Raw genomic sequence first — 20,289 nt, 5'->3', positions numbered from 1 at the left:
AAGGAATTGAAATTGTGATGTTCCATGAGATAATACCTATATAGCGTAGTTTAGGCAGGTGTGACAAATGAAAATTGGAACTGTATTAACAATTGAACCGATGCATGCTTCTCAGAATGATAAATATAAAAGCAGACTTGTTGAAGTGAGCGGGAAAAAACTATTTATTGATTATCCAATCAGCATTTCGACAAATAAAACAGTTTTTCTGACTGATGGAATGCAGCTGAGAGTTACATACACGGATGACAAAAATGATGCATTCTCTTTTGAAACAGAAGTCAAGGGAAGAAAAAATACAAATATCCCTATGATCTCAGTTGAAGCACCGGAGGATAAAGACTTAATTAAAATTCAGCGGCGTCAATTTGTCCGTGTAAATTCCTCTATAGATCTATCGGTTAAATCCGGTGCAGCAACTTTTACAACCGTTACTGAAGATATCAGTGCGGGAGGACTGTCTTTTATCATTAAAAATGGAATGAATTTTGAACAGGGTGATCCTCTCGAACTTTTTATTGTGCTTCCAATGAGAAACGGTGAGATACAATATGTAAAAGTTGAGGGTGAAGTCATCCGCACCAAACAGGTAGAGCGGGTACATATAGGTATGGTTAAATTTATTGATCTTACTGCTCTTGAGAGACAACTGTTATTAAGGTATACGTTTGAATGCCAGCTCAAGTTAAAAGAAAAATAACACCCGAAACGCTCTTTCTGTGAAAACATTAAAAGAGCGTTTTGTCGTTTGGAATCATCAGAAAATCCGACGTTTGTGATACAATGACTGTGATTAAATTAGATTGAGGAGAATCGCCGGTGAATAAATTGAATAACATACGTATTGCACTTGATGGTCCGGCAGCTGCCGGAAAAAGTACTGCTGCAAAAAAAATTGCTGAGAAACTCGGTTTTATTTATATAGATACAGGTGCAATGTACAGAACTTTGACATTAAAAGCAGTCAATCAGCAGATTGATCCTAAAAATGAACAGGCATTATATGATCTGTTAATGAATACAGTGATAGAGCTGAAGCCTGGAGAAGATGGGCAGCTTGTCTTTCTTGATGGCAAGGAAGTAACAAGGGATATCAGAGAACAGCGGGTAACAAAACATGTATCTGATGTGGCACTGCATAAGGCTGTAAGAAGTGAGATGGTCAAAAGACAACAGAAACTTCTTAAAAATGGCGGGATTGTGATGGATGGCCGTGATATTGGAACAGCCGTGATCCCTGATGCAGAATTAAAAATTTTCATGTCAGCAACCGCTGAAGAACGGGCAAGAAGACGCTTTGAAGAGCATCAGTCTCAGGGAATTAAGTCAGATCTTCAGCAGTTGAAATCAGAAATTGAAGAACGTGATTATATTGATTCAACACGTGAAGTTTCTCCACTTACTAAAGCTGAAGATGCAATTGAGCTTGATACAACCCATATGTCAATTGATGAAGTCGTTAATAAAGTAACAGAATTAGCTGCCGGACGGGGGGCTGTACAATGAATTTATACTCATTTGCCAAAGGACTTGTAAAAACGATTCTAACCCCTGCTTACAGGATACGTACAGTGGGTAAAGAACATATACCGGAAGAAGGCGGCGTATTAATATGTGCCAATCATATAAATGTACTTGACCCTCCTGTTGTCGGAATCACTTCACCAAGACCGGTCTCATTTATGGCGAAAGAAGAGTTATTTAAGGCTCCTGTTTTGAAAAGCCTGCTGCCGAACCTGAATGCATTTCCGGTCAAAAGAGGAATGAGTGACAGGGAAGCTTTGAGAAAAGGACTGGCGCAATTACGTGATGGACATGTTGTGGGCCTGTTTCCTGAAGGTACAAGAAGTAAAGATGGTCAGATTGGTAAAGGCCTTGCCGGAGCAGGTTTTTTTGCACTGAGATCGGATGCAGCAGTTGTACCGTGTGCCATTATCGGACCATACAAATTATCAAAAAGACTAAAAGTCGTTTACGGTAAACCGATTAATATGGTCGAGCTTAAAGAAAGAAAAGCATCAGCAGTAGAGGTAACAGAAATCATTATGAATGAAATAAAACAGCTATCCGACAATCATCGATAAAAGTTCTCGCTTGACAAACACGGCTATTTATTAGAAGTTAGTAGTATATTCTGAATTTAACATTAAACTGTGAATTTTTTCACATTTAATACAATTTCAGCAGTCTTGGATTAAGGAGGAGTACATATGACAGAGGATATGAACAACATCGAAGTAAACTCATTAGAGGTAGGAAATCGGGTTACCGGTACTGTAACCAAGGTGGAGGAAAAACAGGTTCTTGTAGATGTTAAAGACAGCAAGATAGACGGTATTATTCCGATTTCAGAACTTTCGAGCCTCCATGTGGAAAAAGCCTCTGACGTCGTTAAAGAGGGCGATGAGCTTGATTTAGTCGTGACTAAAGTCGAGGAAGAGCTTCTTGTATTGTCTAAACGCAAAGTGGAAGCTGAAAAAGCCTGGGAAGAAATGAAGCGCAGATACGAGTCTGAAGAAGTGTTTGAGGCTGAGGTGAAAGACGTTGTAAAAGGCGGTCTTGTAGTTGATCTTGGTGTCAGAGGATTTGTACCGGCTTCACTTGTGGAAGACTATTACGTGGAAGATTTTGAAGACTACAGAGGCAGATCTCTGACTTTCAGAATTGTTGAACTGGACGAAGAGAAAAACAGGCTGATTCTTTCACACCGTGCTGTAATAGAAGGCGAAAAAGCTGAAAAGAAAAAAGAACTTCTGGAAAAGATTCAGGCAGATGATGTGCTCGACGGGACTGTTCAGAGAATCACGGATTTTGGTGCTTTTGTAGATATCGGCGGAGTGGATGGTCTTGTGCATATCTCCCAGTTATCACACCAGCACGTAGAAAAGCCTTCTGACGTTGTTGAAGAAGGACAGAAAGTTCAGGTTAAAGTACTATCTGTTGACCGTGATAACGAAAGAATTTCTTTATCAATTAAGGAAACTCTTCCTGGCCCGTGGTCGGATATTGAAGAAAAAGCACCAAGAGGAGCAGTCCTCGACGGGAAAGTCAGACGTCTTGTATCTTATGGAGCATTTGTCGAAGTGTTCCCGGGTGTTGAAGGACTTGTTCACATTTCACAGATCTCACATCAGCATATCGGTACACCTCATGAGGTACTGACTGAAGGAGAAGAAGTTCAGGTGAAGGTACTCGATGTTAATGTGAATGATCAAAGACTTTCTCTTTCAATTAAAGAATTAAAAGAAGATAAAGGGTCTGTTTCACAGAACTATGATATGCCTGAGGAATCTTCGGGCTTCCAGCTTGGTGAAATGATTGGTGACAAATTAAAAGATTTAAATAATGACAAATAATTAGGTGAATATTAGTGAGTAGAGCGAAAAGAAAACTGGATCATATTCAATATGCTTTAAATGATAAACCATCAGGCATGACGGGGTTTGATGATGTTCAAATTGTTCATCAAAGTCTTCCGGACTGTTCTGTGGAAGAAGTTTCTCTTCACTCTGAAGTAGGCGGACTTGTCTTGAGTTCGCCTTTTTTTATCAATGCGATGACAGGTGGAGGAGGAGAAAAAACGCTTGAGATCAATGCTTCTCTAGCCAGAGCGGCAAGAGAAACGGGCATTGCTCTATCTGTTGGTTCGCAAATGTCCGCAATTAAAGATAAAGAAGAACGGAGAACTTACAGCATTGTTCGTAAAGAAAACCCGAATGGTGTTATATTTGGTAACATTGGTAGTGAAGCCACACTGTCTCAGGCATTCGAAGCGGTTGAAATGATTGAAGCTGATGCCCTGCAAATTCATCTGAACGTTATACAGGAACTGGCTATGCCTGAAGGTGACCGGTCGTTTAATGGAGCTTTAGAGAGAATTTCACATATCGCAAATGAGCTTTCTGTACCGGTAATTGTGAAGGAAACAGGTTTTGGTATCAGTAAGGAAGCAGCTGCAAAACTTAATAATACTAATGTGGCTGCAATCGATGCGGGAGGATACGGAGGAACTAATTTTTCAAGTATCGAGAACAGCAGGCAGGAAAGAAAAAAACTTTTTTTCGACCAGTGGGGAATACCTACTGCGGCTTCAATTATTGAAACAGCCAGCGTTACCGGAAAAACAGTACTCGCTTCAGGGGGTATACAGTCTAGTATTGATATTTTAAAAAGTCTTATCCTTGGTGCTTCAGCAGCCGGCATTGCAGGGAAGTTTTTGAAAATATTGACTGAAGAAGGAGAAAATGAACTGATTAATGAAATTGAATACGTCAATGAAGATCTGGTCATGATGATGACTGCACTTGGCTGTCGTGATATAACTTCTTTACACCGCGCTCCTGCAGTTATTTCCGGTGACTTATATCATTGGCTTCATTCACGGGGGCTGGATCCTGAACAATTCAGCAGAAGATCATAAGCTATTTTAACAAGTAAAAGCTGATTTCCTTAAAAAGAAATCAGCTTTTACTTGTATCAGGGCTTGTTGTGCATTAAATTAAATACTGATACAATGATTTGGCTGTACAGAACGAATAATTTGAAAGTGCACAATGCAAAAAGTGCGTAGAAAGGGTGAACGTCATGGCAAAAGCAAAGCCGGTCGTTGCGATAGTTGGTCGCCCGAATGTAGGGAAATCCACTATTTTTAACAGAATTGTAGGAGAACGTGTATCTATTGTGGAAGATACACCGGGCGTTACAAGAGATCGAATTTATAATTCAGCTGAATGGCTGAATCATGATTTTAATATTATTGATACTGGCGGAATCGATATTGGAGATGAGCCATTCTTAGAACAGATCAGACAGCAGGCTGAGATCGCGATTGATGAAGCAGATGTCATTATTTTTATGACTAATGGACGTGAAGGTGTTACTTCAGCTGATGAACATGTAGCGAAAATCCTTTATAAGTCTAATAAGCCGGTTGTTTTAGCAGTTAATAAAGTGGATAATCCGGAAATGAGAGAACAGATCTACGATTTCTATTCTCTTGGATTTGGTGAACCTTATCCAATTTCAGGTTCACATGGATTAGGTCTTGGTGATCTGCTTGATGCTGCAGCTGAACACTTTGATCAGCGTGAAACAGAAGATTATGGAGAAGAAGTTATTAAGTTTTCTCTAATTGGAAGACCGAATGTTGGAAAGTCTTCACTCGTGAACGCGCTTCTAGGGGAGGATCGGGTCATTGTCAGTGATGTTGCCGGTACTACTAGAGATGCTGTAGATACGCCTTATAAATATGACAGTCAGGAATATGTCATCATTGATACTGCCGGAATGAGGAAAAAAGGTAAAGTGTATGAATCAACTGAAAAATACAGTGTGCTTCGTGCACTTAGAGCAATTGAGCGGTCTGATGTAGTTCTTGTATTAATCGATGGTGAAGAAGGTATCATTGATCAGGACAAAAAGATTGCAGGCTATGCCCATGATGCAGGAAGAGCTGTTATTATAGTTGTAAATAAGTGGGATGCAGTTGAAAAAGATGAAAAAACAATGGACAAGTTTGAGAAGACAATCAGAGCTCACTTCCAATTTCTTGATTATGCGCCGGTAGTATTTGTTTCAGCACTTACTAAAAAGCGTATTCATACGCTCCTGCCAGTCATCAATATGGCGAGTGAAAATCATTCAATGAGAGTTCAGTCAAGTATTCTGAATGAAGTTGTAATGGATGCTGTTGCAATGAACCCAACTCCGACGGATCACGGAAAGCGTCTGAAGATCTTCTATGCGACTCAGGTTGCCGTTAAGCCGCCTACGTTCGTTATTTTTGTAAATGAGCCGGAATTAATGCACTTTTCATATGAGAGATTCCTTGAGAACAGAATCAGGGAAGCTTTTGGCTTTGAAGGTACACCGATCAGATTGATTGCCCGTGCCAGAAAGTAACGCTGTTAAGGAGGGATTGGATTGGACAAGCAAAACATAGCAGTTCTTGGAGCAGGAAGCTGGGGGACTGCCCTTGCAATTGTGCTTGCAGACAACCATCACCAGGTGAATTTGTGGACACATACACAAGCTCAGGCAGACCAGATCAATGCAACACATAAGAATGAAAAATATCTTCCTGGTATTGACATTTCTGAAGAAATCACCGCCTATTCTGATCTCGGCAAAGCGGTAGAGACAGCGGAAATGATTGTATTTGCTGTACCTGCCAAAGCGACAAGAGAAGTTGCAGAACAAGTGAATAAAATCAGACACACACCTGCACTGATTGTTCATGTCAGTAAAGGGATAGAACCTGATACTCATTTAAGAATATCCGAAATACTTCAGGATACATTATCCGCTGATGCGATGAGTGATCTGGTCGTATTATCGGGCCCGAGTCATGCTGAAGAAGTAGTTAAGCGTCATCCGACAACTGTAACGGCCGCGTCTGAAAATATAAATGCAGCTGAAAAAGTTCAGGATGCGTTCATGAATCAGCATTTCAGAGTATATACCAACCATGATGTCACAGGTGTTGAGGTTGGTGGTGCGCTGAAAAATATCATTGCGCTTGCAGCCGGAATTACCGACGGGCTCGGGTATGGTGATAATGCGAAAGCTGCCCTAATCACGCGTGGCTTAGCTGAAATTGCAAGACTGGGCACTAAACTCGGTGCTAACCCATTGACATTCTCCGGGCTTACTGGTGTAGGTGACCTGATTGTTACGTGTACAAGCGTACACTCAAGGAACTGGAGAGCGGGTAATATGCTTGGTAAGGGGCATAAGCTGGATGACGTTCTTGAGCAGATGGGTATGGTCGTAGAAGGTGTCAGAACGACTAAGGCTGCTTATCAGTTAGCAGAGAAGCATCAGGTGACCATGCCAATTACATCAGCTCTGTACAAAGTCCTTTTTGAAGATGTCCATCCCAAAGAGGCAGTTGACCAGCTGATGACGCGTGTAAAAACACATGAAATGGAAGAACTGGTCAATATCTTAGAGAACCAGAACGAATAAACCGGGGGGTGACCCGGTTTATTTTATTTTTATGGACTAAATTCCTTGAACTTTTTCTGACTCTTATATACCTTTTTTATGAAGTGAAAATACATATGTTATAATTAAACGGCACGTTTTGTGAAAGGGTGAGCTTTAATGGATGCATTAACTAAAATGTGGATTTCATTCGGTTCGATGGGCTTTATGTTTTTAGCCATTATTATTATTTATTTAAGCCGCTATAAGATTTCAAATAAAGTTTTAAAGTTTATTACAGCTTTTGCAGCTTATATTTTTATGATTTTAGCCGGTTTGATTATGCTATGGGTCGTATTAAGCGGACCGACTATGGAAGCCTGATTCGGGGGATATAAATATGACAAAACGCCTTCTTGCAATTACAGCTGCTTTATCGCTTGTTTTAACAGGATGTATGTTACCTTCACAGGAACGGGCTGGGAATGATATTGCATATGAAGAACAGATTGAAAGTGTCCAATCAGCAGTTGACCAATATCAGGAAAGTACCGGTGGTCTTCTTCCGATTAAGACAGTTGATAATGACACGCCTATGTACAGAAAATATCAGATCGATTTTTCATTATTAAAACCAAGGTTTATGGCCGACCTGCCTGGTAATGCTTATGAAAATGGCGGAGTATTTCAGTACACACTTCTTGATGTGGAAGAGAATCCAACGGTCTATGTTTTTGACTTAAGGGTAGCTGAAACCATCAGATCGCTTCAGATCAGAATACAGGCTAACAGAGGAATTCCTTTTGAGGGTCAGGTGGGGGATAATATGTACTCTATCGACTTTTCGGAACTCGGATATGAAGAAGATCCTGTTGTAACCAGTCCATATACAGGGAATGATCTTCCTCTCGTTGCACGTGGTGATGGTACAGTTTATGTGGATTATATTACAGACTTGTATCAGTTAACGCAGGATATGGATCAGCCATCGATACAGGATCTTGAAGATTTACGCCCGATTTTATTTGAAGGATCACGAGTTGTCCCTGCATACAGTGTACCTTATTATATCGGGGATGACGGTGAAATAAAATATGGTGATGAAGAAACCGGCTCTTAATTGAGCCGGTTTTTGTTCTTTTTGCAGCATGTCCTCATAGACTATTATTGCGTGAGCTGAAACAGGGAGGCATGCAGATGGAAAAGCAAAATGTATTCGAACATATCGCTGAAAGAACAGGGGGGGATATTTATATCGGGGTTGTTGGACCTGTCAGAACAGGGAAGTCCACATTTATTAAGAAAATGATGGAGCTCGCAGTGATTCCGCACATGAAAAACCCCGCCGAGAAAGAACGGGCACAGGATGAACTTCCACAGAGTGCTGCCGGAAGAACCATTATGACGACTGAACCGAAATTTATACCAAATCAGGCAGTGAAAATTACTGTTTCAGAAGGCCTGGATGTCAATGTAAGGATGGTAGACTGTGTAGGATATACGATCCCGGGTGCTAAAGGACATGAAGATGAATATGGGCCAAGGATGGTACACACTCCCTGGTATGAAGAACCGATCCCGTTTGACGAGGCTGCGGAAGCGGGGACGAGAAAAGTCATCCAGGATCATTCAACGATTGGAGTCATGATGTCGACTGACGGCACAATAGGAGAAATTCCAAGAGAGAGCTATGAAGAAACAGAAGAAAGAATCATTGCTGAATTAAAAGAAGTGGGAAAACCATTTATTATGGTGCTCAATAGCGCCAGACCTTATCAGGAGCAGACTGAAAACCTGAGAAGGGAATTACAGGTGAAATACGATGTTCCGGTTGTTGCAATGAGTGTTGAAAGTATGCGAGAAGCAGATGTCATGATGGTTTTAAAAGAAGCTCTATACGAATTTCCTGTATTGGAAGTGAATGTTCAGCTGCCGGGCTGGGTGATGGTGCTCGATCAGGAGCATTGGCTACGCAACCATTTTGAAACAGCAATTACTGATGTGATTCATGATATAAGAAGAATCCGTGATGTAGATCGTGTTGTGAGGCAGTTCGAGGAGTTTGACCATGTTGATACTGCTCAGCTCTCTGCAATGGATATGGGCGGTGGAGTAGCCAATATCGACCTGCATGCTGCAGACGATCTTTTTGATCAGGTAATTGAAGAGCTGATCGGGGAGCGTGTTACAGGAAAAGATCATTTCTTAACCTTAATTAAGGACTACACAGAAGCAAAAAAAGAATACGATCAATTTTCAGAAGCGTTGAAAATGGTCCGTCAGACAGGATATGGTATTGCAGCCCCTGTGTTGTCTGATATGAGCCTTGATGAACCTGAAATCATCCGGCAGGGTGCAAGGTACGGTGTGCGGTTGAAGGCTGTTGCGCCATCTATTCATATGATTAAAGTTGATGTAGAGTCAGAATTTTCACCGATCATCGGAACTGAAAAACAAAGTGAAGAACTTGTGCGTTATCTCATGCAGGATTTTGAAGATGATCCTCTTTCAATCTGGAGTTCAGACATATTCGGGAGAAGTCTGAGTTCAATTGTAAGGGAAGGAATTCAGGCTAAGCTTGCCATCATGCCTGAAAATGCTAGATACAAACTAAAAGAGACACTAGAAAGAGTCATCAATGAAGGTTCCGGGGGAATGATTGCCATTATCCTTTAAGAGCATTTATCTTTTATTGTCTTAGTACAGCCCGTTTAGTGGGCTGTTTTTTATTTTTTAACCTCTTTTAAAGTCCAAAGTTGTATTAGTACTGCTGGTGATTGCAGCGGAACGGGAATGACTCAAGCAGGAGGCTCACCGCACGCCCTGCGGAAAGCGTTTACCCTGAAGCGGAAATCAACAGCCCCCCTTAACAGAGCCATTTTTTAAATAATGATGATAAAGACATCATTCTGTTCATGTTATAGGTTAATTTACCTTGTTTATGGCTATAATAAGAAGAGATTCCCAATAATTATCGTATAATTCTTGCTAATGTATTTTTTATGTGATAATCTTTTAACAGAATTGATCTAAAACATTGATTCTATGGGCTTTTTAACGATTATTCATGATCGTGAAGATGCTTTTCAATGTTCACTTAGTAACAGAGACTTGCCCATAACTTTTTTGGGAGGAGGTGAATGACGTGAACAAGACTGAACTGATTAATGCAGTTGCTGAATCTGCGGAACTTTCTAAAAAGGACGCAACTAAAGCAGTTGATGCAGTATTCGATACAGTACAAGATGCACTTGCTAAAGGTGACAAGGTACAACTGATTGGTTTTGGTAACTTTGAAGTACGCGAACGTGCAGCACGTAAAGGCCGCAACCCGCAGACTGGAGAAGAAATCGAAATCTCAGCAAGCAAAGTACCTGCTTTCAAACCAGGTAAAGCGCTAAAAGATGCTGTTAAATAATACATATCTTTAGCGAGCGAAACCGCACATTTATGTGCGGTTTTTTATTGAGTAAGATAATCTGCACATTTACTGAGCTCTTGCCTTTGCGCCTGTGAAAGGCGTTATGCTAATATGAAGTGAAATAAATGCAGTGCAGGAGGATTCGGCATGGACCATACTACAGAAAATATCACAACACTAAACAGCAATGATACGAACCGGGTTGACCGGGAAAAAATACAACGTGCAATTACAATGCTTTTAGAAGCTGTTGGAGAAGATCCATCAAGAGAAGGTCTTCTTGATACACCTAAACGTGTAGCAAAAATGTATGAGGAAATGTTTTCGGGTCTTAATAGTGATCCAAAAGAATATTTCAAAACTGTTTTCAATGAAGACCATGAAGAACTTGTTTTCGTGAAGGATATTCCATTCCATTCTATGTGTGAGCATCACCTTGTACCGTTCTATGGAAAAGCGCATGTTGCATACCTTCCAAAGGATGGTAAGGTAACAGGTCTGAGCAAACTTGCAAGAGCAGTCGAAACGACTGCGAGAAGACCGCAGCTGCAGGAGAGAATTACTTCGACTGTTGCAGATGCCATTATGGAAATGCTTGCTCCGCACGGTGCTTATGTGATCGTTGAAGCAGAACATATGTGTATGACAATGCGTGGAGTTAAAAAACCAGGAGCGAAAACAGTCACAACCGCTGCAAGAGGTATTTATGAAGAAGATCACGTTCTTCGTAATGAAGTAATGACTCTTCTTAAAATGGATTAAATAAAGGAGCGACAACTGTGAGCGACCAGGGGAATTTTATCAGTATTAAAGCGCTTGAAGATGGCGTAAACGTAATCGGTCTGACAAGGGGAACCGATACAAAGTTTCATCACTCTGAAAAACTGGATAAAGGTGAAGTGATGATTGCACAATTCACCGAGCATACATCAGCAGTAAAAGTGCGGGGTAAGGCATCTATCCTTACTGCTCACGGTGAAGTGCTGAGCGATGAAAAAGTGAAAAAGTAATCTGATCTAAGAAGCCAGCAAGCGCTGGCTTCTTTCAACTTCACAATGTCTGTAATGAATATGGTATAATAAGAGAGGTTTATTCATTTAATACATACGAACTAATGAAACGGGGAGAGAAAGATGAGCGATAAACAATCCGAACGCTGGATCAGTCAGACTGTTCAGCACATACTAGACCAAATTCATCATCCCTATCTCCATGCATCAATCGGTCAGCCTGAAATTGATATGGAGCGGCTGTCTCTGCTTTTACTCCCCTTTTACTTAAAAAATAAATATACAAATCTCGATCAATCATATGTCTCTACTGCTATTTTGATCCAGCAGGCTCTAGACACGCATGAAAAAGTTTCTGTTACAGGTGAATCACACCGGATTAAACAGCTGACAGTACTTGCCGGAGATTATTACAGCGGACTGTATTATAAAATTCTATCAGGCATACCGGATATAGAGCTGATCAGAAAGATCGCTTTTTCAATTGAAGAGATTAACGAACATAAGATTGAAATCACATCTGCCCATACATTGACAGAGGATGAATTTCTCAACAGCCTGACAAAAATAGAATCTTCCATTATCACAAGTCTGTTTATACATCTCGGCTATGATGAAATGGTGCCGCTTGCAGAAAAACTTTTACTTGCTAACCGTTTAAAGCAGGAAGAAAGATCTTTTGCACAAGGTGATGATTCAAGTTTATTTTATTTTTTCAAACATGGAAAACACCACATCAAGACATCAGACTACATGACAGCATATAAACGTCTGATTAAGAAAATATCAAGAGAAATTGAATATCTGGCGCGGGAACTTAACCTTCCATCTACTACTAAGAATTTGCCGATTTTCAGTTCTTTTTATGAAAAGTCGATTATTTATGCAGAGGAAGGATAATTATGCAGACAGAGAAAGAACAAAAAGTCCACGGGGTCTTTGAGAAAATACATGGCCGTTACGATAAAATGAATTCCATTATCAGCTTTCAGCAGCATGTCCGCTGGAGAAAGTACACGATGCAGAAAATGCAGGTTGATACAGGTTCGAAAGCGCTGGATGTATGCTGCGGGACCGCTGACTGGACAATTGCGCTTGCAGAGGCTGCTGGACCTGAAGGGGAAGTAGTAGGTCTGGATTTCAGTAAAAACATGCTTAAAACAGGTCATGAAAAAGTGAAGGATTATCCACAAATTTCACTTGTTCACGGTAATGCAATGGCATTGCCCTATGAAGACAATTCATTTGATTATGTCACGATCGGTTTTGGACTGAGAAATGTGCCTGATTATCTTCAGGTATTAAAAGAAATGAACAGGGTACTAAAACCGGGTGGCATGGCAGTCTGCCTTGAAACTTCACAGCCGACTATTCCAGGGTTCAGACAGTTGTATTATGCTTATTTTAAATATGTGATGCCGATTTTCGGAAAAATCCTTGCAAAAAGCTATAATGAATATTCCTGGCTGCAGGAATCAGCTAAAGACTTTCCTGGAGCACGGCAGCTGGCTGACATGTTTGAAGAAGCAGGTTTTGCAAGTGTGAACTATAAACAGTTCAGCGGCGGGGCAGCAGCAATGCACCTTGGGTATAAAAAAGCTTAAAAATGCAAATTAGGTGGAAGTGTTATGAAATTAACAATGCTCTATTCGTTTCTGAAAGCGGATATTGAAGAGGTTGAAAAGGAACTAAGTCAGGCAATTCATTCAGATACTGAGCTTCTAAAGGATGCTTCACTGCATTTACTTCAGGCCGGAGGAAAGAGAATCCGACCTGTTTTTGTTCTGCTCGCTGCCAAAACGGGTCAATATGATATTCACCGTGTGAAAAATGCTGCTGTTGCACTCGAACTGATTCATATGGCTTCGCTTGTACATGATGATGTCATCGACAATGCAGATATGCGCCGTGGCAGAACGACGATTCAGGCGGAATGGAACAACCAGATTGCCATGTACACCGGAGATTATATGTTCGCAAGGGCGCTGAACTATATGACAGTGATCCAGAACCCATCTGCTCATAAAATTCTGTCAGATGCGATTGTGGAATTATGTATTGGTGAAATTGCGCAAATTCAGGATAAGTACCGCTTTAATCAAAGCACCAGAGATTATTTCCGTCGGATCAAGAGAAAAACGGCTCTGTTGATTGCAGTAAGCTGTCAGCTGGGGGCAGTAGCAGGTAACGCATCGGCTGATATTCAAAGGAGACTCTATCGTTTTGGGTATTATGTTGGAATGGCTTATCAGATTACTGATGACATTCTTGATTTTACAAGTACTGAAAAGGAACTTGGAAAACCTGCCGGAGGTGACCTGTTGCAGGGGAATATCACTCTGCCTGTATTTTATGCTATGGAGAATCCTGAGATCAGCAGCAGAATCAAAAAAGTTCATGAAGAAATGCCGGGTGAGGATCTGAAACAGATCATTGATGATATTTTAAAAACTGATGCAATCAAACGGTCCTCTGCAATCAGCCAGAGGTATTTACGAAAAGCACTCGATCAGCTTGATGAAATCCCGCAATCTAAAGCTAAAAAGTCACTTCGTGATATTGCCCTGTTTATTGGAAAAAGAAAGTATTAAATTCCAATGAAAACGTTGCCAAAACGTTCAATGAGTGATAATCTTTTAGAGGGTCTTAAAGAGACCGACATACATAGTTGGGGGAATAGAGAATGGAAAAGACTTTTCTAATGGTTAAGCCTGATGGCGTACAAAGAGGGTTAATCGGTGAAGTGATCAGCCGATTCGAACGTAAAGGATTCAAGCTTGCAGCTGCTAAGCTGATGGTTATTTCTGATGACCTGGCAAAGAAACATTATGGCGAACATGCTGATAAGCCGTTTTTTGGGGAACTAACGGATTTCATCACATCAGGCCCGGTTTTTGCAATGATCTGGGAAGGTGAAGATGTTGTTAAGACTGCCCGTCATATGATGGGTGCTACTAAGCCAAGCGAGGCTGATCTTGGAACACTAAGAGGAGATTTTGGCCTGACAGTAGGTAAAAACATCATTCACGGTTCTGACTCTCTTGAAAGTGCAGAACGTGAAATCAATCTTTTCTTTGGTGAAGATGCAGCACTTGAATACAAAAAATCATCTGATGAATGGGTTTATTAAATTGTAAAAGCACCTGAAGAGGTGCTTTTTTTTATAGCATTTTTTAAGATGTTTTTATATAGTAGCTATTAATAGTGCTAATAAATGAGGTGTACATATGACGAATGATTATTCAGGCTTTGTGACATATATCAAAAGTAAGACAGGAATTGACCTTGCGCTTTATAAAGAGGCCCAAATGAAAAGAAGGCTGACTTCTCTATATGAAAAAAAAGGGTACGGAACTTTCAAGGAATTTTCAAATGCATTAACTTCAGAACAGAATCTCATGGATGAATTTCTAGACCGGATGACAATTAATGTATCTGAGTTCTACAGAAACCAGAAAAGGTGGGAAGTACTTGAGACTAAAATCTTGCCAGATCTGATTAAAAATCAATCGCAGCTGAAGGTGTGGAGTGCTGCATGCTCAACCGGTGAGGAGCCTTATTCACTGGCGATGGTGTTAAATAAAGTGCAAAAGGGACGTTTTAATCATATTCTTGCCACCGACCTTGACCGGCTGGCAATCGAGAAAGCGAAAATTGGACTTTATAATGAAAGAGCGCTTGCTGAAGTGCCGGAGGATATCAAAAAAGAACACTTTATTAAACAGGGTGCTTTCTTTAAAGTCTCAGATAAGATCAAAAGCAGTGTTACTTTTAAACAGCAGAACTTATTAAATGACCGCTTTGATACTGGATTTGATCTGATTGTCTGCAGGAATGTGATGATTTATTTTACAGAAGAAGCGAAAGATGAGCTTTATCATAAGTTCAGCCGTGCATTAAAAAAAGGCGGCGTTCTTTTTGTAGGAAGTACTGAACAAATTTTTAATCCCGGAAAATATGGTTTTGAATCAATTGAAACATTTTTCTACCGGAAAATTTGAACTTGTCGGTTAATTTGACTACATACCTTCAAAAAAATATGTTAGACTGTACAAATATCACTTTAGCGAGTTGAAGGAGGAAAGTATTATGATGAGATACTTAACAGCAGGAGAGTCTCATGGACCTCAGCTGACAACAATCATTGAAGGACTTCCTGCGGGATTAGAGCTTGAAGCAATTGATATTAATGAACATCTGTCAAGAAGGCAAAAAGGTTATGGCCGCGGCAGAAGAATGCAAATCGAGACAGACCGTGCTCAGATCCTGAGCGGGGTTAGACACGGTAAAACACTAGGGTCGCCTATTGCGCTTGTTGTTGAAAATAAAGACTGGACTCACTGGACAAAGATTATGGGTGCAGAACCTCTCAGCGATGATGAAGAAAAAGAAGTAAGAAGAAAAATCACTAGGCCAAGACCCGGACATGCTGACTTGAATGGCGGCATTAAATACGGTCACCGTGATATGCGTAACGTACTTGAAAGATCATCAGCACGTGAAACGACTGTAAGGGTTGCAGCAGGTGCGCTTGCTCAGAAAATCCTTAAAGATCTTGATATTAACATTGCATGTCACGTGAGAGAAATTGGCGGTGTTCAGGCAGAAGTAATTAAAGGCCTCTCAGCAAAAGAAATCAGAAGTAAATCTGAAGAAAGCGAAGTAAGATGCATCGACGCAGAAGCTTCAGAAAAAATGAAAACGGCAATCGATGAAGCTAAAAAGAATGGTGATTCAATCGGTGGAGTTGTGGAAGTGATTGTGGAAAATGTTCCGGCAGGTCTCGGCAGCTACGTTCACTATGATAAAAAGCTTGATGCAAAGATTGCAGCCGCAATTATGAGTATTAATGCTTTTAAAGGTGTAGAATTTGGTCTTGGTTTTGAGATGGCCCGTCTTCCGGGAAGTCAGGTTCACGATGAAATCGCCTGGTCTGAGGATAAAGGCTATTATAGGAAATCCAACCGTCTTGGAGGATTTGAAGGCGGCATGACAACCGGTATGCCAATCGTGGTCAAAGGGGTCATGAAACCGATCCCGACACTTTATAAGCCGCTTGAAAGTGTGGATATTGACTCCAAGGAGCCATTTAGCGCAAGTATTGAACGTTCAGACAGCTGTGCGGTGCCTGCAGCAGCTGTTGTAGCAGAAGCAGTAGTAGCCTGGGAAATCGCATGTGCAATATGCGATCAGTTCGACAGTGATCGTTTTGATCAATTAAAAAAATCTGTTGAACAGCACCGGGCATACGCTAAGGATTACTGATATGGAGCAGCTGATCATCCGGGCAGGGAATGATTACCCTGTTTTAATTGGTGAAAAAGCACTTGGCAAAATCAGACAGTTTATTCTTGATCTGTCTCCTGAGGTTACTTCTACCCTGCTTTTGATTGATGAAACTGTGTATCAATATCATAAGGATATGATTCATGAGAGTATACCTTTTGATGACATTCATGTTTTGCCGGCCGGAGAAAAAGCAAAAACATTTGCTGTTTATGAGCAGGTGATGGGAAAAGCACTTGAATCAGGATTAGATCGTCATTCTCTTATTATTGCATGTGGAGGCGGTGCAACAGGGGACCTTGCAGGGTTTACAGCTGCAACGTATATGAGAGGCATCAGGTATATTCAGGTGCCTACAACCATCCTGGCACACGATAGTGCAGTGGGAGGGAAAACGGCAATTAATCATCCACTGGGGAAAAATATGACCGGAAGCTTTCATCAGCCTTCTGCCGTCGTTTATGACAGCTCTTTTCTCAGAACGCTGCCCGAACGTGAAATCAGGTCGGGGTTTGCAGAAGTGATTAAACATGCATTAATAGCAGATCACGATTTTCTGCAGGAATTAATGAAACATGTCACCGATTTCAAAACCCTTGATCAGGATTTCCTTCAGTACGCACTTAAAAAAGGCATACAGATCAAAGGTGAAGTCGTGGCAAAAGACGAGCGGGAGCAGAATATCCGTGCCTTTTTAAATTTTGGTCACACGTATGGTCATGCCGTTGAAGCATGGTCAGGTTATGGAGGCAAACTCCATGGTGAATGCGTGATGATAGGCATGGTCTATGCAATTTTACTGAGTCAAAGACAAACAGAACTCAAGTTTGATCTAGACGGATTTTTAGTATGGGTTCATTCTTTAGGGTATGAGACTAAAGCTGCTGCACCGTTTGAAGAATTACTTAAACTGATGAAAAATGATAAAAAAAATCTGAAACATCATATCCGCTTTGTTTTACTCGAAGAAGTGGGTAAGCCTGTATTAAAAAAGATTGACCAGGAAGAGTTACTGCAGGTTCACCGACTGCTGCAGCAAAGGGGGGAAACACAATGATCCGGGGTATAAGAGGGGCAACAACGGTAGATTCAGACAAGGAAGAACTTGTTATCGAGGCTACTCTTTCTCTGCTTGAAGAGATGATTGAAAAAAATAGTATTGATGCTGATGATACAGCTTCAGTATTTATATCAACAACTGATGATATTCGTTCAGTGTTTCCTGCAAAAGCATTAAGAAAAATTGAAGGCTGGCAATATGTACCTGTTATGTGTATGCAGGAGATCCCTGTTAAAGATGCGTTGCCAGGGTGTGTCAGAGTGATGGTGCATGTGAATACCGGAAAAAAACAGAAGGATATTCAACACGTTTATCATCATGAGGCTGTAAAGTTACGTCCGGACCTTGCAATGATCAGAAAGGAGAATCATTGATGTATATTAAAAATCAGGTTAAAAAATTATCACCATATAAACCCGGTAAAACAATAGAAGAAGTAAAAAATGAACTTGGTCTCGAAGAAATCATCAAACTCGCTTCTAATGAGAATCCATTCGGCTGTTCAGATCAGGTCAAAAAGCAGATTAAAGAAAATGCGATGAATTATGCAATCTACCCTGACGGCGGCGGGACAGTGCTCAGAAACGCGCTTGCAGCTTTTTATCAGCTTCCAGGAGATCACTTCATTTTAGGGAACGGGTCGGATGAAATCATTCAGATTATCTCAAGAGCAATGCTTGATTCCTCTAAAAACACTGTAATGGCTGCTCCGACTTTCCCTCAATACAAACACAACGCTGTCATCGAAGGTGCTGAGGTGATAGAGGTTCCTCTTGTTGAAGGTCACCATGATCTTCAGGCCATGGCATCTGCAGTTAACGGACAAACAGCTGTCGTATGGGTGTGCAGTCCGAATAATCCGACCGGTGTCAGCATTGCCGAAAAAGATCTGGTACATTTCCTTGATCAGATTCCAAAAGATGTCTTAGTTGTACTTGATGAAGCTTATTATGAATATGTGACGGCAGAAGACTATTACAATGCTTTAGAACTCATCAACTCATATTCAAACCTGATCGTCACAAGAACTTTTTCAAAAGCTTACGGACTTGCGGGCTTCAGAGTCGGGTACGGAATGGCAAACCCTGCGCTGATACAATCTCTTGAACCGGTAAGAGAGCCTTTTAACACGAATGCACTGGCTCAGCAGGCAGCTGCAGCAGCAATTGGTGATCAGACGTTCATTGAAAGCTGCAGACAGCAGAATAGAGAAGGCATACAAAAGTTTGAGCAATTCTGTCATGAGCATGGTCTTACGTATTATCCTTCACAGGGAAATTTTATTCTGGTTCATTTTAATCAGGATGCAGATGACTTATTTGAAGCCCTGTTAAGAAAAGGAATCATTGTTAGAAGCGGTCAGGCACTTGGCTTCCCTAACAGCCTGAGGATCACTATCGGCAGCAGGGATCAGGTTGATCAGACGCTTAAAGCAATCAGGGAGACTATCTCACATTAAAGGTTGTGAACGTATGAATGGCAATGTGTTTATTATTGGGCTCGGTTTGATTGGAGGCTCAATCGGTTTATCAATATTGAAAGAATACCCCGGGGCAACTGTGACGGGCTTTGATATAAAGAAAGAAGAGATCAGACTCGCAAAGGCACTTAACGCAATCAGTCAGGGATCTGATTCCTTACAGGAGGATGCTGAACAAGCAGACCTGATCATTATCTGTACCCCTGTAAATGAAACGGTTGAGATGATGAAGACCATATCTTCTTTCAATCTTAAACCGGATGTGATCGTAACAGATGTCGGTAGTACGAAAAAGAGAATTATGGAATCGAGCCATCTGTTTTCTGACCGGGGAATATCATTTATAGGCGGTCATCCAATGGCAGGTTCACATAAAAGTGGTGTCTCCGCTGCTAAAGCGATTCTGTTTGAAAATGCTTTTTATTTATTAACACCTGCAGAGCATAGTGACGCTGAATCTGTAGCTGTTCTGAAAAAATGGCTGAAAGGCAGTAAAGCGAAGTTTCTTGAAGTTAAGCCTGAGGAACACGATCATATCACCGGAATGGTCAGTCATTTTCCGCATATTATCGCATCATCATTAGTCCATCAGGTAAAAGATAATTATCAGAGGCAGCCTCTCATTTCCAGTCTTGCTGCCGGGGGTTTCAGGGATATTTCGAGAATTGCTTCTTCAAACCCTGAAATGTGGAGGGACATAACCGTTCACAATATCGATACCCTGAAAAGTCTGATGTCAGAATGGCAGCAAGAAATGAATCGTGTAATCGATATGCTCGAAAGAAACAATGCAACGGATATTTATACGTATTTTTCAGAGGCGAAAACATTCAGAGATTCCATGCCGATTCTTCAAAAAGGGGCGATTCCCTCTTTTTACGACCTATTTGTAGATGTCCCGGACTATCCGGGTGTCATTTCAGAAATTACAGGTATTTTGGCTAAGGAAGAAATCAGTATCGTTAACCTCAGAATTATGGAAACCAGAGAGGATATTTACGGGGTTTTAACGATCAGCTTTCAGACTGAGGAAGATCGCAAACGCGGAGCTGACTGCATTTCAGCAGTGACCGATTATGACGTATTTACAGTATAGAATAATTGTGTG

At 41.0% G+C, this 20,289-nt stretch carries 23 protein-coding genes; all 23 read left to right on the top strand.

Translation table 11 applies throughout. The features are described 5' to 3' along the window. Positions 1–67: 67 nt before the first annotated feature. The 23 genes from JOD21_RS00545 to JOD21_RS00435 all read left to right on the top strand — a co-directional run bounded on the left by JOD21_RS00545 (position 68) and on the right by JOD21_RS00435 (position 20,277). Positions 68–700, top strand: a complete 633-nt coding sequence (locus JOD21_RS00545) for a flagellar brake protein (RefSeq protein ID WP_204727708.1) — start codon at positions 68–70, stop codon at positions 698–700. Between the two features lie 128 nt (positions 701–828). Beyond that, entirely contained in the window at positions 829–1,506 is a 678-nt protein-coding gene (cmk, locus tag JOD21_RS00540; RefSeq protein WP_204727964.1) for a (d)CMP kinase, read from the top strand. Then, positions 1,503–2,084, top strand: a complete 582-nt coding sequence (locus JOD21_RS00535) for a lysophospholipid acyltransferase family protein (RefSeq protein ID WP_204727707.1) — start codon at positions 1,503–1,505, stop codon at positions 2,082–2,084. The genes cmk and JOD21_RS00535 overlap by 4 nt, the downstream gene beginning before the upstream one ends. 126 nt (positions 2,085–2,210) lie before the next feature. Further along, positions 2,211–3,356 carry a 30S ribosomal protein S1 gene (rpsA, locus tag JOD21_RS00530; RefSeq protein WP_041122716.1) on the top strand — a complete coding sequence of 382 codons (1,146 nt, stop codon included), beginning with the start codon at positions 2,211–2,213 and terminating at the stop codon, positions 3,354–3,356. Positions 3,357–3,370: 14 nt separating this feature from the next. Then, positions 3,371–4,420 carry a type 2 isopentenyl-diphosphate Delta-isomerase gene (gene fni / locus JOD21_RS00525; RefSeq protein WP_204727706.1) on the top strand — a complete coding sequence of 350 codons (1,050 nt, stop codon included), beginning with the start codon at positions 3,371–3,373 and terminating at the stop codon, positions 4,418–4,420. Between the two features lie 164 nt (positions 4,421–4,584). Further along, the gene (der, locus tag JOD21_RS00520; RefSeq protein ID WP_204727705.1) at positions 4,585–5,901 is read left to right on the top strand and encodes a ribosome biogenesis GTPase Der; all 1,317 of its coding nucleotides are present in this window, start codon (positions 4,585–4,587) and stop codon (positions 5,899–5,901) included. Between the two features lie 21 nt (positions 5,902–5,922). Further along, positions 5,923–6,966, top strand: a complete 1,044-nt coding sequence (locus JOD21_RS00515; protein WP_239581227.1) for an NAD(P)H-dependent glycerol-3-phosphate dehydrogenase — start codon at positions 5,923–5,925, stop codon at positions 6,964–6,966. Between the two features lie 138 nt (positions 6,967–7,104). Continuing rightward, positions 7,105–7,308: a DUF2768 domain-containing protein gene (locus JOD21_RS00510; protein ID WP_204727704.1), complete on the top strand. Its 204-nt coding sequence runs from the start codon at positions 7,105–7,107 to the stop codon at positions 7,306–7,308. A gap of 16 nt (positions 7,309–7,324) precedes the next feature. Then, positions 7,325–8,044, top strand: a complete 720-nt coding sequence (locus tag JOD21_RS00505) for a hypothetical protein (RefSeq protein ID WP_204727703.1) — start codon at positions 7,325–7,327, stop codon at positions 8,042–8,044. Between the two features lie 77 nt (positions 8,045–8,121). Beyond that, a complete protein-coding gene (gene spoIVA, locus JOD21_RS00500; RefSeq protein WP_204727702.1) occupies positions 8,122–9,600 on the top strand; it encodes a stage IV sporulation protein A in 1,479 nt (492 codons plus the stop codon). Positions 9,601–10,069: 469 nt separating this feature from the next. Further along, complete coding sequence (locus JOD21_RS00495; protein WP_039809415.1) at positions 10,070–10,342, top strand: HU family DNA-binding protein; 273 nt, start codon at positions 10,070–10,072, stop codon at positions 10,340–10,342. A gap of 150 nt (positions 10,343–10,492) precedes the next feature. After that, positions 10,493–11,107 carry a GTP cyclohydrolase I FolE gene (gene folE, locus JOD21_RS00490; RefSeq protein ID WP_204727701.1) on the top strand — a complete coding sequence of 205 codons (615 nt, stop codon included), beginning with the start codon at positions 10,493–10,495 and terminating at the stop codon, positions 11,105–11,107. Between the two features lie 17 nt (positions 11,108–11,124). Beyond that, a complete protein-coding gene (mtrB, locus tag JOD21_RS00485) occupies positions 11,125–11,355 on the top strand; it encodes a trp RNA-binding attenuation protein MtrB (RefSeq protein ID WP_041122709.1) in 231 nt (76 codons plus the stop codon). Positions 11,356–11,478: 123 nt separating this feature from the next. Continuing rightward, entirely contained in the window at positions 11,479–12,255 is a 777-nt protein-coding gene (locus tag JOD21_RS00480; RefSeq protein ID WP_204727700.1) for a heptaprenyl diphosphate synthase component 1, read from the top strand. A 2-nt stretch (positions 12,256–12,257) separates the two neighbouring features. After that, a complete protein-coding gene (locus tag JOD21_RS00475; RefSeq protein WP_204727699.1) occupies positions 12,258–12,959 on the top strand; it encodes a demethylmenaquinone methyltransferase in 702 nt (233 codons plus the stop codon). Between the two features lie 24 nt (positions 12,960–12,983). After that, complete coding sequence (hepT, locus tag JOD21_RS00470; protein WP_204727698.1) at positions 12,984–13,946, top strand: heptaprenyl diphosphate synthase component II; 963 nt, start codon at positions 12,984–12,986, stop codon at positions 13,944–13,946. 92 nt (positions 13,947–14,038) lie between these two features. Beyond that, positions 14,039–14,485 (top strand): nucleoside-diphosphate kinase, encoded by a 447-nt coding sequence (gene ndk, locus JOD21_RS00465; protein WP_204727697.1) that lies wholly within the window; start codon positions 14,039–14,041, stop codon positions 14,483–14,485. A 97-nt stretch (positions 14,486–14,582) separates the two neighbouring features. Beyond that, a complete protein-coding gene (locus JOD21_RS00460) occupies positions 14,583–15,356 on the top strand; it encodes a CheR family methyltransferase (protein WP_204727696.1) in 774 nt (257 codons plus the stop codon). 91 nt (positions 15,357–15,447) lie between these two features. Continuing rightward, complete coding sequence (aroC, locus tag JOD21_RS00455) at positions 15,448–16,620, top strand: chorismate synthase (protein WP_204727962.1); 1,173 nt, start codon at positions 15,448–15,450, stop codon at positions 16,618–16,620. 1 nt (position 16,621) lies between these two features. Further along, positions 16,622–17,698, top strand: coding sequence for a 3-dehydroquinate synthase (gene aroB, locus JOD21_RS00450; protein WP_204727695.1), 1,077 nt, complete (start codon positions 16,622–16,624; stop codon positions 17,696–17,698). Further along, on the top strand, positions 17,695–18,075 hold the full coding sequence (aroH, locus tag JOD21_RS00445; RefSeq protein WP_204727694.1) for a chorismate mutase: 381 nt from the start codon (positions 17,695–17,697) through the stop codon (positions 18,073–18,075). The genes aroB and aroH overlap by 4 nt, the downstream gene beginning before the upstream one ends. Continuing rightward, entirely contained in the window at positions 18,075–19,160 is a 1,086-nt protein-coding gene (gene hisC, locus JOD21_RS00440) for a histidinol-phosphate transaminase (RefSeq protein ID WP_204727693.1), read from the top strand. Before aroH ends, hisC begins: the two co-directional genes overlap by 1 nt. A 13-nt stretch (positions 19,161–19,173) precedes the next feature. Next, positions 19,174–20,277, top strand: coding sequence for a prephenate dehydrogenase (locus JOD21_RS00435; protein ID WP_204727692.1), 1,104 nt, complete (start codon positions 19,174–19,176; stop codon positions 20,275–20,277). Positions 20,278–20,289 lie beyond the last annotated feature (12 nt).

The sequence above is a fragment of the Jeotgalibacillus terrae genome (genome assembly GCF_016908195.1).
GTDB lineage: Bacteria > Bacillota > Bacilli > Bacillales > Jeotgalibacillaceae > Jeotgalibacillus > Jeotgalibacillus terrae.
This window is presented reverse-complemented; position numbering and strand designations above follow the sequence as displayed.